Below are 16,519 nucleotides of genomic sequence, written 5' to 3'. Positions count from 1 at the left end.
TCGGTGTGCGGATGCGTTACGCCGCCCTGCAACGGGTGGGTCTCCAGCCGGGGGCGCTCACGCCAGCACGTGCACGCTGTCGGCGATGCGCTGCACTTCGTCCGGGTTGTGGCTGACGTAGAGCATCGGCAGGCGGATTTCATCGCGCACGCGCTGCAGATAAGGGATCAGCTCTTCGCGACGTGCCTGGTCCAGCGCCGACAACGGTTCGTCGAACAACAGGATGGCCGGTTGCGACAGCAACGCACGCCCGATCGCCACCCGTTGCGCCTCGCCGCCGGACAGGTTGCGCGGCCGGCGCTGCAGCAGCGGCGCGATGCCGAGCAGGGCCACCACATCGTCGAACCCGAATGGCGCCGCCCCCCGTGCATGCCGGCCGTAGCGCAGGTTGCGCCGCACATCCAGGTGCGGGAACAGCCGCGCATCCTGGAACACGTAGCCGATCCGGCGTTTGTGCGTGGGCAGGTCCACGCCATGCCGGTCGTCGAACAGGCAGCGTCCATCGATGCGGATATGCCCGGCATGCGGGCGCACCAAGCCTGCGATCGCATTGAGCACGGTGGTCTTCCCGGCGCCGGACGGCCCCACCAGCGCCACCACCCGCGCCGCATCCTGGATGAGGATGTGCCGCCGGAACTGGCCGCGCTGCAGCTGCAGATCGATCTCCAGCATCAGTCCTCCTCACGCGGGTGCGGCCGCCGCACCAGCCATTCGGACAGCAGCAAGGCCGCCAGCGAAATCGCCAGCGCCACGCCGGCAAGACGCCACACGCCCGATTCCATGCCCGGCACCTGCATCAGGCCGTAGATGGCCGACGACAGGGTCTGCGTCTGGCCCGGAATATTGGAAACGAAGGTGATGGTGGCACCGAACTCACCCAGCGCCTTGGCAAAGGCCAGCACCATGCCGGCCACCAGGCCGGGCCAGGCCAGCGGCAAGGTGATGCTGAAGAACACCCGCCACGGGCCGGCGCCCAGCGTGGCGGCGGCCGCTTCCAGGCGGCGATCGGTGGCTTCGATCGACAGCCGGATCGCGCGCACCATCAACGGAAATCCCATCACCGCGCAGGCCAGCGCCGCACCGGTCCAGCGGAACGCGAACTGCACGCCGACGTGTTCCAGCAACCAGCTGCCGACCGGACCTTGCGTGCCCAGCAGGACCAGCAGCGCATACCCGGTCACCACCGGTGGCATCACCAACGGCAGATGCAACACCGCGTCCAGCACTGCCTTGCCCGGGAAACGCCGCCGTGCCAGCAGCCAGCCACAGGCAATCCCTGCCGGCAGGCTGGCCAGCGCGGCCACGCCGGCCACCTTCAGACTCAGGGCGATGGCGGTCAGCTCTTCCGGGGTGAACATCGACAAACGGTGCGCCTCAATCCTTCGGCAAGAAGCCGCGACGGGTGAAGATCGCCCGGGCAGGTGCGCTGCGCAGCCACTGCACGAACGCTGCCGTCTGCGGGTTGCGGCTGTTCTTCAGCGCGGCCACCGGATACACGATCGGCGCATGGCTGGCAGCGGGAAAGGTGGCCACCACGCGCACCTTGGGGTCGGCGCGCGCGTCCGAGCCATAGACGATGCCCAGCGGCGCCTCGCCGCGCGAGACCAGCATCAGTGCTGCCCGCACACTCTCCGACTCGGCCAGGTGCGCGCGCAGCGCGTCCCACTGGCCGAGCGTGCGCAGCGCGGCAGCGGCGTATTTGCCGGCCGGCACGCTGGTGGTCTGGCCGACCGCCATGCGCCCGTCCTTGCCCAACGCCTTGGCAATGCTGCCCGGCGTACGCAGATCCAGCTGCAGCTTGCTGGCGGCCGGTGCGATCAGTACCAGCGTGTTGCCCAGCAGATCGTGGCGTTGCGCCGGCGCGACCAGGCCGCGCTGTTGCAGATAGTCCATCCATTCCAGATCGGCCGAAAAAAACACATCCGCCGGCGCGCCCTGTTCGATCTGGCGTGCCAACGCCGAGCTCGCCGCGTACGACACGCGCACCGGCGTGCCGGTGGCCTTCTCGAACGCGGCCGCGGCCTCGTCCATCGATTCCTTCAGACTGGCCGCCGCAAACACCGTCACCGGCGCAGCTTGCGCAACGGCCAGTACGGGCAGGGCAAGCATCAGCACGCACAACGCGCGCTGCCAGAAACCGATCGTGCGCATGGGAAACTCCAGCAGGGGCAGACACCGATCATAGCGGCTGCGCCGTGACCGGCGTGGCGAACGCCAGCGAATGCTACCGAGCCAGATCGTCGCAGCGGCCGGCCTGCAGGTTGGCCTGCAAGGCCGGGCGGATCAGCCTGGGCTCTGGCAAGGTGGCATCGCGGGCCTGGCGCTGGGCCACGAAACTCTCGATATCCACGCCGTCGCGCACATGGATGTTGTTGCGCCGCTGCACACCGATGCTGGTTTCATGCGCCACGGCCCGACCACCGGGGCCATAGTCGTGGCAGACGAACACCCGCGTGTCGTCCGCCAGCGCGTACAGCCGCTGGATCGATGCATATAGTTGCCGTGCATCGCCGCCGGGGAAGTCGCAGCGTGCGGTTCCCGCGTCGGGCATGAACAGCGAGTCGCCGGGAAACAACGCATCGCCGATCAGGTACGCGATGCTGTCGCTGGTGTGCCCGGGCACGGCAATGACGCGTGCGGCGATGCCGCCGAGCATGAAACGCTCGTCATCGGCAAACAGATGATCGAACTGCGAGCCATCGGCACGGAAGTGCTGCGGCAGCGCATAGCGTGGTGCAAGCGTCTGCTGCACCTGGCGGATGCCTTCGCCGATCGCGATGCGCGCCTGCGGCCAGTGCTGCTTCAGCCACTGCGCTGCCGACAGGTGATCGGCATGTGCATGGGTTTCCAGCAGCCAGTGCAGGTGCCAGCCGCGCTGCCGGATGGCATCGGCAATGGCCTGCGCGGCACGGGTTTCGATGACGCCGCTGTCGGCTGCATAGTCCAGTGCCGGATCGATCACCGCGGCCGCGCCGGACGCCGGATCGGCGACCACGTAGGTGAAGGTGTTGCTCTCGGCATGGAAGAACGCAAGCACCTCGGGCTGCATCGGTGTCTCCAGGTCAGGGGGTGGCCAGTGCTGCGTTGAGCACGGCGGCCAATCGGTCGCCGGCCAGGCGCAGCTGTGTCTCGGCCATCGGTCGATAGGTGGCGATGTAGCTGGCCGGCAGGACGTGCGTAGCCGGATACACGCCCGGTGTCACGGCGATCCTGCACGAGGCCTGCGCCCACGCGGCGGCGGGCGGCGGCAGGACCGGCGACACGGCGGAGGCCGCGGGCAGGGCCAGCAGCCGTTGCAGGTAGTCCGCGTCGCCGAGGTGACGGTCGTTGAGCATGCCGCTGTCCCACAGCGCGTGCAGGTTGCTGCCCTTGCCATCGACCTGCAGCTGGAAGTCGTTGCCGCCCTTGTCGTGCGCGTAGCCGGCGTGCATGGGCTGATGGATATCGCCGATAAAATGCACCACGAACTTCAACGCCTGACGACGCACCTCCAGCGGCTGGCCGCGGTCGGCCAGCAGGGCGGTCTGCCGATCGAGTGCGGCGATCACGCAGTTGCCATCCGGGCAGTCGCGCGGCGGCGCATAACTGCAGTCGTGTTCGCCCAGGTTGACGTAATGCCACGGCCCGGAACGCTTGCCCAGGTCCGGGTCGTGCTCGCGCAATTCATCGGCCCAGGTCGCGACGCCATGCAAGGTCGCGTCGGGCTCGCCGGCAAGCAACTGCGCCACCTGCGCGCGTGCCTGCGGGCTCAGTTCGGTCTCGGCCACGCGTGCCACCAGGCGGTGCCCCTGCGGGCCCCAGGCGAACGCGGTGATGGGCTGGATCGCCGCGGTCAGCGCCACGGCAAGGACAACGAAAGCGGGGGAGAAGGTCTTCATCCCCCGATTGTACGCAACCACCCGGGACGGTTTGATGGCGGTTGCAGTCATGTCGCCGCCGCGCAATGGCGACGGCCCGCACGATCAGTAATAGACCAGGTAGGAGATGCCATAGGTCAGTGGATCGACCCGGGCCTTGCCCAGCCGTGCGCCGTTGACATCGACGTTGCTGCGCGAGTCGGTCCAGCGTGCGTCGATGCGCAGGCCGCTGCGCTCATCGAAGATGAAGTCCACACCGACGTGCGCGGTCGCGCCCACCGAATCACCGAAGCGCAACTCGCCGTTGCCGATGCCTTGCGCGGTGTCTTCGCCCACGAAGGCGGTGTAGTTGATGCCGACGCCCACGAACGGGGACACCGTGCCATAGCCGTTGATGTGGTACTGCAACAGCACGCTGGGCGGCACCGACCAGTAACTGCCCACCTTGCCGGCACCTTCCAGCTCGATGTCGTGCTTGCCTGCCACCGCCGCATGCACTTCGATTCCCAGATTGTTGCGCAGGAAGTATTCGTAGGTGAACGACAGCACAGGCGCGCCCTTGATCTCCCCGCGTGCACCGCCGAAGGTGCCGCTGTCTGACTTCGGCGAGACATAGCCGGCGCCGTAGCCGGTCGTCCAATGGCCGGCCGACTGTGCAAGAGCGGGAGTGGCCGAAGCGGCCAGTGCGATGGCGAGGGCGGTGCGGATGAACGTGCTCATGGAATCCCCGGTAGGTCGGACAGGCGTTCGACGTGACCGACCTGTCCGCAACTCCGGCGGTGGATGCACGTCCCTGGATCGCCAGTGTGCCAGAGATGCACCGCGCTTGCCGCCGTGACTCAGAAGCGGTGCACGTACGCCGCGCCATAGACCAGCGGATCGATGTTGACCGTGCCGATCCGGGTGCCATCGAGGCGGGCCTCGCTGTCGATGTCGATCCAGCGCACATTTACCCGCAGGGACCCGCGTTCGCTGAGTTTGACGTCCAGGCCCGCGTGCAGGGCCAGACCCCACGAATCGTCCAGCTCCAACTCGCTGCCGGCCAGCGCGCCGCGGGTGTCGGTGCTGAAGAAACGGGTGTAGTTGATGCCCGCGCCGAGGAAGGGCGACACCTTGCCCTGGCTATTGAAGTGGTACTGCAGCGACACCACCGGCGGCAGGTGCTTGGTGCTGCCGACGCGGCCCAGTCCACGCAGCGCGATGTCGTGCTCGAACGGCAGCGCGGCCAGGACCTCGATGCCGAGGTTGTCGGCGATGAAGTATTCGGCGGTGAAGGTCGGCTTGATGTCCTTGCCTACGTCTGCTTCCAGCGTGCCGCCAACCAGGCGGCCATTATCGGATTTGGGAGCGACCTGGTGGGCGCCGACGGCAACGGTCCAGTCGCCTTTGGATTGAGCCAGTGCGGGGACGCTGGCGAACGTGGCGGCCAGACCGGCGAGCAGGAGGGTAGAGCGCATGCGCATGGAAACTCTCGTTGTGTGCAGGGGATGGACGAAGTCTTGTGGGTTTGGCCCGGCGACGCCTTGATCCTGATCAAACCAGGACCGGTTGCGTGCGATGGATGCGCGCGTTGCCGGCGGTCAGGCCCCGGCTGCTGCGCTGCGTCGCAGGTGTGGCAGCAGCGCTTGTCGTGGAGGAGATCAAGCGCGCGCGGCGCATCGGGTGCGTCGTGCGCCGCGGGTCGCGCCACCGTCGGCAGGGGAGGTGTGCTGACGGTGGCGCGCGCCAGGGCGCAGGCAGCGGGTGGCGTGTCGCGATGCGCCCGCACTCACTTGGCCTTGGCGACCTTCGGTGTGTCCACTTCCGGCATCGCCGAGCTGTGGTGGTTGATGATCAGCCACTTGCCGTCGCGCTTTTCGTACACGAAGGTGTAGCGCGCCTGCACGTCGCTCTTCCTGCCGTCCTTGTCGGTCAGCGTGAAGGTGTAGACGCCAGCGTCTACGGCGCTGTCGTCATCGAGCACGCGCACGGTGCGGTAATTGACCACGCCCTTGGGCTTTTTGGCCAGGAACATCTCGAAGTACTTTTCGATCTGCGAGCGTGACGCGCGGACTTCGTTGGAGACCGTCGGCAGCAATACGCCATCGGGGGCATACAGGTCGGCCACCTTGTGCGGGTTGCCCGAGGCCAGGGCCGCGTTCCAGGTGTCGAACAGCGCAGCGACTTCGCGCGCTTCACCGTCGGCAGGCAGCGAAGCCTTTTCGGTGTAATGCATCACGCCAGCGGCCAGCGCCGGGGTGGCAGCCAACGCCAAAGCGACAGAGAACAGGGTGCGACGCATGGGGAATCTCCGTGTGGGTGAGTGGGTGCCTCAGCAGGCAGGGCCAGTATCGAAATCCACGGAGTGCCGAAATGCTGCTGGTCGGCATATGCCTGAATACGCTTCTCGGCATAGTTGGTTGAAAGGTAAGTTATTGGAAAACAAAGTAGACCGGTGCGTGGCGTGGTGCGCCTGCCTTGGTCATGCAAGCGGGCATCGTCAGGCCTGCTTGGCAGGCAGGTGGCCCGTCACCAACCGCATCCCGCGCCGGACCGTGCCGATCTCTACCGAACCAGAGCAGGCGTTGCCACCTCTGCTGCGGCTCTCCTTCCGTCTCCCCCTTCGCACTGTCAGCGTTGACGCGGCTGCACGGCCGTACCAGAAGGACGCTGCTAGAATGGCAGCCCCTTTCCATCCGCCGCGCTGTCGCGGCCGCAGGAGCTTGTGAACATGGCAATCAAGGTTGGCATCAACGGATTCGGTCGCATCGGACGCAACGTGCTGCGCTCTGCGGTGCAGAACTTCGCCAATGACATCGAGATCGTGGCCATCAATGACCTGCTCGAGCCCGACTACCTGGCCTACATGCTGCAGTACGACTCGGTGCACGGCCGCTTCAAGGCCGAGGTCTCGGTCGATGGCAACACGCTCATCGTCAACGGCAAGAAGATCCGCCTGACCCAGGAACGCGACCCGGCCAACCTCAAGTGGGACGCTGTCGGCGCCGACGTGGTGATCGAGTCCACCGGCCTGTTCCTGACCAAGGACACCGCGCAGAAGCACATCGATGCCGGCGCCAAGAAGGTGATCCTGTCGGCGCCGTCCAAGGACGACACCCCGATGTTCGTCTACGGCGTCAACGACAAGACCTACAACGGCGAAGCCATCGTCTCCAACGCCTCGTGCACCACCAACTGCCTGGCGCCGTTGGCCAAGGTCATCAACGACAAGTGGGGCATCAAGCGCGGCCTGATGACCACCGTGCATGCGGCGACCGCAACCCAGAAGACCGTGGACGGCCCGTCCAACAAGGATTGGCGCGGCGGCCGCGGCATTTTGGAAAACATCATTCCGTCCTCCACCGGCGCGGCCAAGGCCGTGGGCGTGGTGATTCCCGAGCTCAACAAGAAGCTCACCGGCATGAGCTTCCGCGTGCCGACCTCCGACGTTTCGGTGGTCGACCTCACCGTCGAACTGGAAAAGCCAGCCACCTACGCCGAGATCTGCGCCGAAGTGAAGGCACAGAGCGAAGGCGCGCTGAAGGGCGTGCTGGGGTATACCGAAGACAAGGTCGTAGCGACCGATTTCCGCGGCGAAACCTGCACCTCGGTGTTCGACGCTGACGCCGGCATCGCGCTGGACTCCACCTTCGTCAAGCTGGTGTCCTGGTACGACAACGAGTGGGGCTATTCCAACAAGTGCCTGGAAATGGTGCGGGTGGTTGCCAAGTAATCGGCCGTTTCCGATGCAATGAAAAAGCGCCTCCGGGCGCTTTTTTATTTGAAATTGATCTATTTGAAATTGACCCGTCCTGAATTGGCCTGACACCTTTTTCTTCTGGAAGAGGAATGTTCAATGCAATCAGAGATCAGGCGCAGCTAGCGGGGCTATTGGCTAGCCTTCGTGTTGTCAGTGGTCGACCACGTCGGGCGCGGGGGCTGACCTTCACGCGTAACGCCGCTGCTTGTCCACTCTCCAACCAGCGGCATGATCTGCAGATTGCTGCCCAGCCGCAGCCCGAGGCTGTATGGTTCGCGCATTCGGCTGGACGCCGGCTTGGGGATTGCTGCGTTGGAAACGATGATCGTGTTGGTGGCCCTGGTGCTGCTTGCCGTGCCGGTGGGTGTGGTGGTCGCGCTAATGTGGATTGCCGGGCTGCGGCGCCGGGTGGCGACGCTGGAGCAGCGGCTGGCGCAATGGCAAGCCGGGACTGGCGAGGGCGCGGATGCGCAAACGGATGCGTCCGTGGACGCGCAGGGCAGGGCGTGGGAGCAGCCCGGTGCAGCGCCCGATCTCGATTCCACTCTGAGTGCCGGTGCCTACACGGATGCACCTGGGTTCGGTAGGTCTGGCGCTGTTCGACAGGGCGACGGCGGGAGCGCACCTGCCGTTGCACATCTGCCTGCGGATCTGGGCGTGATTGATGCGGCTTCCAGGGCGGTGCCGCCCCCGTTGTCTGCGCAGGCCCCTGCAGATGCGACGGCACGCGGTGCGCTCTCGGCGTCGGCGTTGCCAAACCAGCACGCTCAGGCAACCCGGTCTCAACCTGCGCAACCGCAATCGCCGCAGTCACCCCCCATCCCGGCCGAGCCGGGCGCCGTCGCGCGCGCGGCCAGTGCGTTGAAGCGCTGGTTCACCGAGGGCAATGTGCCGGTCAAGGTCGGCATGCTGGTGTTGCTGGCCGGCGTGGCGTCGCTGCTGAAGTACGCCAGCGATCAGGGCTGGATGCGCATGCCGATCGAACTGCGCTTGGCCGGCATCAGCGTGCTTGCCTTGGCCGGGCTGGTCTTCGGCTGGAAGCAGCGCGGGCAGCGGCCGGGTTTTGCACTGGCATTGCAGGGCGGGTCGATCGGCGGTTTGTTGTTGACCGTGTTCGCCGCGTTCAAGCTGTATGGATTGCTCGGCGCAGGCCTGGCGATGGGCATCAGCGTGGTGCTGATTGCCGGCATGTGCGTGCTGGCGGTGCTGCAGGAGTCGCGCACGCTGGCCGTGTTGGGTGTGCTGGCCGGCTTCCTTGCGCCGATCTGGTTGTCCACCGGCAGCGGCAACCATGTCGCGCTGTTTTCGTATTACGCCGTGCTCAACGCCGGCATCGTGGCGATTGCATGGGCGCGGCCGTGGCGGGTGCTCAACCTGCTCGGATTCGCCTTCACCTTCGGCATCGCGACGTTGTGGGGCGCGCTGCAGTACACCCCGGCAAAGTTCGCCAGCACCGAGCCGTTCCTGCTGCTGTTCTTTGCCATCTATGTGGCCATTCCGGTGCTGCATGCGCGGCGTGGCGATGGTAGTGCGGGCAGGCTCATCGATGGCAGCCTGTTGTTCGGAACGCCGTTGGTTGCCTTTGCGTTGCAGGCACGCCTGCTGGACGGCGAGCGCCTGACACTGGCGTTGTGCGCGGTGGCGGTGGCCGGCATGTACGCCGGTCTGGCAACGTGGCTGCTGCGTCGTGCATCCACGCGCCTGCTTGGCGAGGCGCACGCGATGCTGGCGGTCGGTTTTGCGACATTGGCCGTGCCGTTGGCGTTGTCTGCGCGCGTCACCGCCAGCGTGTTTGCGCTGGAAGGCGCCGGGCTGTTGTGGTTGGGCCTGCGTCAGCGGCGGCGCATCTCGCAGGTCAGTGGCGTGGCGTTGCAACTGCTGGCCGCCGTTGGCGTGGCCTTCGGCGTGGACGCGTGGCGTAACGACGCCATGGCGGTGGCCAACGCCACCTGCATGAGCACCATGCTGCTGGCGGTTGCCGGCTGGGCCAGTGCCTGGTTCCTGCGCGATGCAGGACATCCGCGGCGTGCGCTGGTGGCGTATCTGTGGGGCCTGGGATGGTGGGTGCTGTGCGGCGTGCACGAGATCCTGCGCTTTGCCAGCGACCTGCGCAGCGAGCCGGACCTGCTGCTCGGCTTTGTCGCGCTCAGCGTGTGGCTGGCGGCCGAGGTGCACCGCCGTCGTCCGGCAGCGGCGCTGGTGTGGACGGTCATGGCCGGCCTGGCGCTGGCCGCGCCGCTGGCGCTGTGGCAGGACCATGCACACACGCAGCCGTTTGCGCACTGGGGTGCACTGGCCTGGTTGGGGTTTGCGCTGGCCGGCACGCGCGCGTTGTGGTGCCTGCGCATGCAGCCGGGCGCCGGCGCGATGCTCGCGCAGTTCATCTGGTGGTTGCTGTGGCCGATGGTGGCATCGTTGGGCATTGCCTGGCTGGCCGATGCCTTCGCGCTCGCCAATGGCTGGCGGTGCGCGTTGCTGGCAGCGCCGTGGCTGGCGGTGGCGGCGACCGCTCTGCTGCGCTGGCGCTGGCTGGCATGGCCACAAGGTGTGCGCTTCGATGCGGCCCGCACTGCCTTGCTGGGCTGCGTCCTTGCGGTGCTGGGGGTCGGCTGGTTGCTCGCATTGGTCGATCCGGTGAGCGCTGCGCCGCTGCCATGGGTGCCGTTGCTCAACCCGGCCGAACTTGCACAGCTGGCGGTGCTCGCGCTGGTTGCGCGCTGGGCATGGTCGGCCGCTGCGCCGTCGATGCTGCAGGCGCGGCGCGTCACTGCGCTCGGTGTATTGGGCTGGGTGTTGATCACCGGCAGTACGCTGCACAGCGTGCATCACTGGGGCGCGGTGCCGTGGGATGCCGCGCTGCTGGGTGCGACGGTGTCGCAGACCAGCCTCACCATCGTGTGGAGCGTACTGGGTGTGCTGGGCTGGGTGATCGGCTCGCGTCGCGGGCAGCGCGGGTTGTGGCTGGGCGGTGCGTTGTTGATGGGGCTGGTGCTGGCCAAGCTGGTGCTGGTCGATCGCCAGCATCTGGGCAATCTGCTCGGCATCGGTTCGTTCATGGCCTATGGCCTGTTGTGTACGGTGGTGGGGTATCTGGCGCCGGCGCCACCTCGTCCGGTGGTCGAGGAACGCGCCGTCGACAACGCTGACGCGGCAAGGGATCAGGCATGAGTACCAAACGGTGGGGATGGGTGTTGCTGGTGCCGCTGGTGGCGCAGGCGGCCGATGTGCGGCAGGACTATCGGCAGCAATGGCCGTTGCAGGTGGCCGGCTCCGACGCCGGGCTGTACCAGGTGAGGTTGAACGAGGCGGTGTATCGCAGTGCCGTCGACGCCGGGCTGCGCGATGTCGCCGTGATCGATGCACGTGGCGAAGAAATGCCGACCGCGCCGCTGGCCGCCGACGCCGCGCCGGCCGCAGCGCCACGTCGGCAGGGGTTGCCGTTGTTCGCGTTGCCCGAAGGTGCAGCGGCGGCCAATGGCGACCTGCAGCTCATCGCCGAGCGCGATGCCAGCGGTGCGGTGCGGCGGCTGGAGGGCCGCTTCGCCACTGGTGCGCCTGCGGCGCCCGGCAGTGGCGGCAGTTGGTTGCTCGATGCCAGCGCACTGCGCGACCGGCCGCGCGCGCTCTGGCTGGACTGGGCGGGCGAGACACCGGTGCAGGCCCGTCTGCGCGTGGAGGGCAGCGACGATCTGCGCACTTGGCGCGTGCTGGCCTCCGATGCCACCGTCATGGCGCTGGACAACCAGGCGCAGCGGCTGCAGCAGCGCCGCATCGCGCTGGAGCAGGGCGCACGCTACCTGCGTCTGGTGCCCGTGTCCGGCGCATTGCCGACACTTCGCAATGTCGAGGCAGAACTGGACGGGCGTACCGCACCCACCCCGCTGTCGTGGCTGGAGTTGCCGGGCACCCCACAGGACACGGGCGTGACCTACCGCATGCCCGGCCGCTTTCCCGTCACGCAGCTGGATGTCGGCGCGGGTCAGGCCGAGGCCGTGGAATGGACGGCGGACAGCCGCGATGCCGACGCCGCCGCCTGGCTGCGGCGGGCAGGGCCGTGGCTGGCGTATCGGCTTGGCACTGGCGCTTCGCCGCCGCAGCGGTTGCCCGCGCCGGTACGCGATCGTCAATGGCGCCTGGTGGCGGCACAGGGGCGCAGTGCGGCGGTTCCGAGCTTGCGGGTGGGCTACCAGCCGGAGCGGCTGATGTTTCTCGCCCAGGGCCAGCCCCCGTATGCGCTGGTGGCCGGCAGCGCACGCGTGCGACGCGGCGACGCACCGCTGGCGTCCATGCTGCAGGCGCTACGACGTGAACGCGGCGCACAGTGGCAGCCGGCCACGGTGCGCCTGGCTGCAGAGGCGCAGCCATTGGTAGGCGACGCAGCGCTGCAGCCCGCCACCACCCCGCGCGACTGGAAGCGCTGGCTGCTGTGGGCGCTGTTGATCGGCGGCGCGTTACTGGTGGGCGGCCTGGCGTTGAGCCTGCTGCGCACATCCGGCACCGATCGGCCGGCCTGATCCCTTGGCCAGATGCGGTTGCCGGCCGCGTCCGGGGTGCGGGTTTGCCGCATCGGGGCGAAGGCCGGACAATGGGCATCCCCCGTCGCCAAGGCAGCCGCATTGCCCGTCGTGTTCGACCGACCAGAGTTTGCGCCCTCCTCAGTTGCGGTGGCGCCCGCCCAGCGCACCGCCGGGTTGCGGTGCGGCGGGCCGATGCCGAGCCCTGATTGCCCGATCCCCGCCGCCAAGGCAGTCGCCTTGCCCGTGGTCTCCGAGCCACCGCCGTCGGCGTCTGCCGCACGTGCAATGGCGGCATTGTTGTGAACGACGGCGCCACGCCAAGCTGGCGCAGTAGCGCCATTCCTCCGCGCGCAGAGCATGTGCCAACGCGCGGCGCCGTGTACCAATCCGCAATCTCGATCCCCTAATCCCCAGACTCAGCGAGCCAAGCCCATGTCCATCGTCCGTATGACCGACCTCGATCTCTCCGGCAAGCGCGTGCTGATCCGCCAGGATCTCAACGTGCCGATCGACAACGGCCAGATCACCTCCGAACAGCGCATCACCGCCTCGGTGCCCACCATCAAGCTGGCGCTGGAAAAGGGCGCCGCGGTCATGGTCACCTCGCATCTGGGCCGGCCCAAGGAAGGCAGCTGGACCGAAGACGATTCGCTGGCGCCGGTGGCCGCGCGCCTGACCGCGCTGCTCGGCGTGGACGTGCCGCTGGTGCGCGACTGGGTCGACGGGGTGGAGGTGGCGCCGGGCCAGGTGGTGTTGCTGGAAAACTGCCGCATGAACGTCGGCGAAGGCAAGGACGACGAGACGCTGGCGCGCAAGTACGCCGCGCTGTGCGATGTGTTCGTGATGGATGCCTTCGGCACCGCGCATCGCGCGCAGGCCTCCACGCATGGCGTGATCCGCTTTGCGCCGGTCGCCGCCGGTGGCCCGCTGCTGATGGCCGAACTGGACGCGCTGGCCAAGGCGCTGGACAACCCGGCCAAGCCGTTGCTGGCGATCGTGGCCGGCAGCAAGGTCTCCACCAAGCTGGAGTTGTTGTCCAACCTGGTCAACAAGGTCGACCAGTTGATCGTCGGCGGCGGCATCGCCAACACCTTCATCGCCGCCGCCGGGCATGACGTCGGCAAGTCCTTGAACGAACCGGACCTGATCCCGACCGCCAACCAGATCGTGGCCGATGCCAAGACACGTGGCGCAGAGATTCCGCTGCCCACCGATGTGGTCGTCGCCAAGCAGTTCCTGCCCGATACCGAGGCCAGCGTGAAGTCGCTCGATGCGGTGGATGCGGACGATCTGATCCTGGACATCGGCCCGCAGACCGCGCAGCGCTACGCCGAGCTGATCGCCAATGCCGGCACCGTGGTGTGGAACGGGCCGGTGGGCGTGTTCGAATTAGAGCCCTTCAGCCACGGCACCGAAACGCTGGCACGTGCGATCGCCGGCTCCAAGGCGTTCTCGATCGCAGGCGGCGGCGACACCCTGGCGGCAGTGGACAAATACGACATCGCCCGGGACGTCACCTACATCTCCACCGGTGGCGGCGCGTTCCTGGAGTTCCTCGAAGGCAAGACCCTGCCGGCCGTGGCCGCGCTCGAGGCCCGCGGCAAGTGAGCGCAGCCACGCTGTTCTTCGATCTGGACGGCACCCTGGTCGATTCGGAGCCGGGCATCGTCGCCAGCATCGTGCATGCCTTCGATGAGATCGGGCAGCCGCGTCCCTCTGCGCAGACCTTGCGCGCCTGGATCGGCCCACCGCTGCGCGACAGTTTCACCGAGTGCTTTCCGGATGACCCGGCGCTGGTGCAGCGCGCGCTGGGCCTCTACCGCGCGCGCTACGACGCGGTGGGCTGGACCGAACTCAGTGTGTTCGACGACATCGGCGATGTGGTCACCGGCCTGCATCGCGCCGGTCATCGGCTGGCCGTGGTGACCTCCAAGAACGAACGCTACGCGCGGCGCATCGTCGAGCATCTGCCGTTCGGTGCGTGCTTCGACAACGTGATCGGCGCCAGCGAGGATGGCGAGCGCCGCTTCAAGCCCGACCTCATCGCCGAAGCGCTGCGCCGCCTGCAGATCGACAAGACCGGCTGCGTGATGATCGGCGACCGCCGGATGGATATCGAGGGCGCCAACCACCACGGCATTCACAGCATCGGCGTGTTGTGGGGCTTCGGTGACGAGGCCGAACTGCGTACTGCAGGTGCCGGCGCGATCGCGCAGACGCCGGCGCAACTGCGGCAGTTGATTAACGCGTGATCCGTGTGCGTCGGCCGTCGCGTTCGCTTGGTCGTTGCCGGCGCCTTGCACGGCGCGACCCGGCACGCAGCTCTTCACCGCCATCGGGTTAGGGTGGCGACCGCACACGTTGCCAGGCGCAACGTGTGCGTAGACGTACGTACTGTCCCGCACTGTCTGTAAGACATGCCGGAATAGGAGGGTGGCTATGCCGCAATGCCATCCTTGGTGCGTGACGTGTGTGTTAAGTTTCGCGGCTTTTACAGGGAGGCCATCATGAAAGAACGTCAACGCCGCACCAAGATCCTCGCCACCCTCGGACCGGCAACGGATGCGCCCGGGGTGCTGGATAAGCTGTTCAAGGCGGGCGTCAACGTGGTGCGCCTCAACTTCAGTCATGGCGATCCGTCCGGCCAGGCCAAGCGTGCTGCCGAAGTGCGTGCCGCCGCGGCACGCGTCGGTGCCGAGGTCGGCATCCTGGCTGACCTGCCGGGCCCGAAGATCCGCATCGAGCGCTTTGCCGAAGGCAAGATCAAGCTGGCCATGGGCGATCGCTTCGACCTGGTGGCCGACGCCAATGCACCGGCCGGTGATCAGCAGCAGGTGGGCGTCAGCTACCTGGGCCTGCCGCAGGACGTGACCGCAGGCGACGTGCTGCTGCTGGACGATGGCCTGGTGCAGTTGCAGGTCACCGACGTGCAGGGCACGCGCATCGTCACCACCGTGCTCAACGACGGCGTGCTGTCCGATCGCAAGGGCCTGAACAAGCAGGGCGGCGGCTTGTCGCTGGGCGCGTTGACCGAGCGCGACAAGGAGCTGATCGGCATCGTCGCCAAGATCGGCGTGGACTTCATCGCGGTGTCGTTCTGCCGTAATGCGCAGGACATGCACGACGCGCGGCAGATCGCCCAGCAGCACGGCTGCGATGCGCAGCTGGTCTCCAAGATCGAGCGCACCGAAGCGATCGAAAACCTGGTCGAAATCGTCGAAGCCTCCGACGTGGTGATGGTGGCGCGTGGCGATCTGGGCGTGGAAATCGGCGATGCCGAATTGCCGGGCCTGCAGAAGAAGATCATTCGCGAGTCGCTGGCGCAGAACAAGGTGGTGATCACTGCCACCCAGATGCTGCAGTCGATGGTCGAAAGCCCGATCCCGACCCGCGCCGAAGTGCTGGACGTGGCCAACGCGGTCATCGACGGCACCGATGCGGTGATGCTCTCGGCCGAAACCGCCGCCGGTGCGTATCCGGTGCGCGCGGTGGAAGCGATGGCGCGCATCTGTCTGGGTGCAGAGCATCAGTTCGAGTTCGATACCGATTTCGAAGCAGCGCAACGCAACCTGCAGCGTGCCGACCAGGCCATCGCCATGGCGACCATGTTCCTGTCCGAGCACATCGGCCTGGGCGGCGTGGTGGCGTTGACCGAATCCGGCGGCACGCCGCGCTTCCTGTCGCGCTTCCGTTCCAACATGCCGATCTACGCCTTCACCCGTCACGACGGCGCGCGTCGCCAGATGGCGATGATGCGCGGCGTGTTCCCGATCAGCTTCGACAGCCGCGGCCTGACCCCGCGCGAAGCCGCGCGTGCGGCGATCCGCCTGCTGGTGGAAAACGAGCGCATGGGGCCTGGCGACCGCGTGGTGTTCACCAGTGGCGAGCACATGGAAATGCACGGCGCCACCAACACGCTGCGCCTGCTGGAAGTGGGCGAAGACGGCCGCGCCACCGGCCTGGGCGAGCTGTAATCCCCCTTGACGGTACCCGGCGCATGACCTGAGCCGGAAGACGTGACACACGACGGCGGCCCCAGGGCCGCCGTTGTGCTGTGTGGAGATGCCGGGCGCGGGTAAATGCTTGGCCTGGGTCCGGCGGGTTGCTCAACGGCCGGATCCGGCGACTGCCCGGCCAGCGCACGATCGCCGCCGCGCTGCGTCATGGTGTTGATACCGCGCGCCATAAGTTTCACAAGGTGATGCATGCCCACGACGGCGATTCCGTTTCCCGCTCGTCGACGGAACGGAACGGAGCGAACGTGAACGACACGCGGTGTGACCGGATAGGTGACGAAGAGGGTGAGCTTCGTCGTGACGTGAGTAGCCATGCCGCAGGCAGCTCCATGCAACGGGCCAACACCCATAACGCAATCAACGCATGCGTGGTGCTGGTCGGCCGCGCCG

Annotated in this window: 14 protein-coding genes; 6 read left to right on the top strand and 8 right to left on the bottom strand. The window is 67.2% G+C overall.

Annotated features, from left to right (window positions below; all coding sequences use genetic code 11):
• Positions 1–57: 57 nt before the first annotated feature.
• The 8 genes from modC to ACCQ10_RS16185 form a co-directional block, all read right to left on the bottom strand.
• Positions 58–672, bottom strand: a complete 615-nt coding sequence (gene modC, locus ACCQ10_RS16220) for a molybdenum ABC transporter ATP-binding protein (protein ID WP_039564329.1) — start codon at positions 670–672, stop codon at positions 58–60.
• Positions 672–1,358 carry a molybdate ABC transporter permease subunit gene (gene modB, locus ACCQ10_RS16215; protein ID WP_179455778.1) on the bottom strand — a complete coding sequence of 229 codons (687 nt, stop codon included), beginning with the start codon at positions 1,356–1,358 and terminating at the stop codon, positions 672–674. The genes modC and modB overlap by 1 nt, the downstream gene beginning before the upstream one ends.
• Positions 1,359–1,374: 16 nt before the next feature.
• Positions 1,375–2,151, bottom strand: coding sequence for a molybdate ABC transporter substrate-binding protein (modA, locus tag ACCQ10_RS16210; RefSeq protein ID WP_372361273.1), 777 nt, complete (start codon positions 2,149–2,151; stop codon positions 1,375–1,377).
• A gap of 73 nt (positions 2,152–2,224) precedes the next feature.
• Positions 2,225–3,049, bottom strand: coding sequence for an MBL fold metallo-hydrolase (locus tag ACCQ10_RS16205; protein ID WP_372361272.1), 825 nt, complete (start codon positions 3,047–3,049; stop codon positions 2,225–2,227).
• A 13-nt stretch (positions 3,050–3,062) separates the two neighbouring features.
• Positions 3,063–3,836, bottom strand: coding sequence for a S1/P1 nuclease (locus ACCQ10_RS16200; RefSeq protein WP_372363147.1), 774 nt, complete (start codon positions 3,834–3,836; stop codon positions 3,063–3,065).
• A gap of 126 nt (positions 3,837–3,962) precedes the next feature.
• On the bottom strand, positions 3,963–4,577 hold the full coding sequence (locus tag ACCQ10_RS16195; RefSeq protein WP_372361271.1) for an OmpW/AlkL family protein: 615 nt from the start codon (positions 4,575–4,577) through the stop codon (positions 3,963–3,965).
• A 119-nt stretch (positions 4,578–4,696) separates the two neighbouring features.
• Positions 4,697–5,320, bottom strand: coding sequence for an OmpW/AlkL family protein (locus ACCQ10_RS16190; RefSeq protein ID WP_372361270.1), 624 nt, complete (start codon positions 5,318–5,320; stop codon positions 4,697–4,699).
• 305 nt (positions 5,321–5,625) lie between these two features.
• Positions 5,626–6,138 carry an SgcJ/EcaC family oxidoreductase gene (locus ACCQ10_RS16185; protein ID WP_372361269.1) on the bottom strand — a complete coding sequence of 171 codons (513 nt, stop codon included), beginning with the start codon at positions 6,136–6,138 and terminating at the stop codon, positions 5,626–5,628.
• A gap of 429 nt (positions 6,139–6,567) precedes the next feature.
• On the opposite strand from ACCQ10_RS16185, the gene gap reads away from it, so the two are divergent.
• From gap to pyk, 6 genes are all read left to right on the top strand, one after another.
• Positions 6,568–7,569 (top strand): type I glyceraldehyde-3-phosphate dehydrogenase, encoded by a 1,002-nt coding sequence (gene gap / locus ACCQ10_RS16180; RefSeq protein WP_039411059.1) that lies wholly within the window; start codon positions 6,568–6,570, stop codon positions 7,567–7,569.
• A gap of 339 nt (positions 7,570–7,908) precedes the next feature.
• Positions 7,909–10,764 (top strand): DUF2339 domain-containing protein, encoded by a 2,856-nt coding sequence (locus ACCQ10_RS16175; protein WP_372361268.1) that lies wholly within the window; start codon positions 7,909–7,911, stop codon positions 10,762–10,764.
• Positions 10,761–12,110, top strand: a complete 1,350-nt coding sequence (locus tag ACCQ10_RS16170) for a DUF3999 domain-containing protein (RefSeq protein ID WP_372361267.1) — start codon at positions 10,761–10,763, stop codon at positions 12,108–12,110. The genes ACCQ10_RS16175 and ACCQ10_RS16170 overlap by 4 nt, the downstream gene beginning before the upstream one ends.
• Before the next feature lie 435 nt (positions 12,111–12,545).
• A complete protein-coding gene (locus tag ACCQ10_RS16165; protein WP_372361266.1) occupies positions 12,546–13,721 on the top strand; it encodes a phosphoglycerate kinase in 1,176 nt (391 codons plus the stop codon).
• The gene (locus ACCQ10_RS16160; protein ID WP_166749189.1) at positions 13,718–14,365 is read left to right on the top strand and encodes an HAD-IA family hydrolase; all 648 of its coding nucleotides are present in this window, start codon (positions 13,718–13,720) and stop codon (positions 14,363–14,365) included. The genes ACCQ10_RS16165 and ACCQ10_RS16160 overlap by 4 nt, the downstream gene beginning before the upstream one ends.
• Before the next feature lie 255 nt (positions 14,366–14,620).
• Positions 14,621–16,087 carry a pyruvate kinase gene (gene pyk, locus ACCQ10_RS16155; RefSeq protein WP_184438510.1) on the top strand — a complete coding sequence of 489 codons (1,467 nt, stop codon included), beginning with the start codon at positions 14,621–14,623 and terminating at the stop codon, positions 16,085–16,087.
• Positions 16,088–16,519 lie beyond the last annotated feature (432 nt).

Origin of the sequence: Xanthomonas sp. NCPPB 1325 (genome assembly GCF_041477645.2) — a bacterium.
Classification (GTDB): Bacteria; Pseudomonadota; Gammaproteobacteria; order Xanthomonadales; family Xanthomonadaceae; genus Xanthomonas; species Xanthomonas cannabis.
This window is presented reverse-complemented; position numbering and strand designations above follow the sequence as displayed.

Coding starts and splice junctions, on each gene's coding strand:
- modB (WP_179455778.1), bottom strand. CDS start 1,358: ATGTTCACCCCGGAAGAGCTGACCGCCATCGCCCTGAGTCTGAAGGTG.
- ACCQ10_RS16195 (WP_372361271.1), bottom strand. CDS start 4,577: ATGAGCACGTTCATCCGCACCGCCCTCGCCATCGCACTGGCCGCTTCG.
- ACCQ10_RS16205 (WP_372361272.1), bottom strand. CDS start 3,049: ATGCAGCCCGAGGTGCTTGCGTTCTTCCATGCCGAGAGCAACACCTTC.
- modC (WP_039564329.1), bottom strand. CDS start 672: ATGCTGGAGATCGATCTGCAGCTGCAGCGCGGCCAGTTCCGGCGGCAC.
- ACCQ10_RS16170 (WP_372361267.1), top strand. CDS start 10,761: ATGAGTACCAAACGGTGGGGATGGGTGTTGCTGGTGCCGCTGGTGGCG.
- ACCQ10_RS16185 (WP_372361269.1), bottom strand. CDS start 6,138: ATGCGTCGCACCCTGTTCTCTGTCGCTTTGGCGTTGGCTGCCACCCCG.
- ACCQ10_RS16190 (WP_372361270.1), bottom strand. CDS start 5,320: ATGCGCATGCGCTCTACCCTCCTGCTCGCCGGTCTGGCCGCCACGTTC.
- gap (WP_039411059.1), top strand. CDS start 6,568: ATGGCAATCAAGGTTGGCATCAACGGATTCGGTCGCATCGGACGCAAC.
- modA (WP_372361273.1), bottom strand. CDS start 2,151: ATGCGCACGATCGGTTTCTGGCAGCGCGCGTTGTGCGTGCTGATGCTT.
- ACCQ10_RS16165 (WP_372361266.1), top strand. CDS start 12,546: ATGTCCATCGTCCGTATGACCGACCTCGATCTCTCCGGCAAGCGCGTG.
- pyk (WP_184438510.1), top strand. CDS start 14,621: ATGAAAGAACGTCAACGCCGCACCAAGATCCTCGCCACCCTCGGACCG.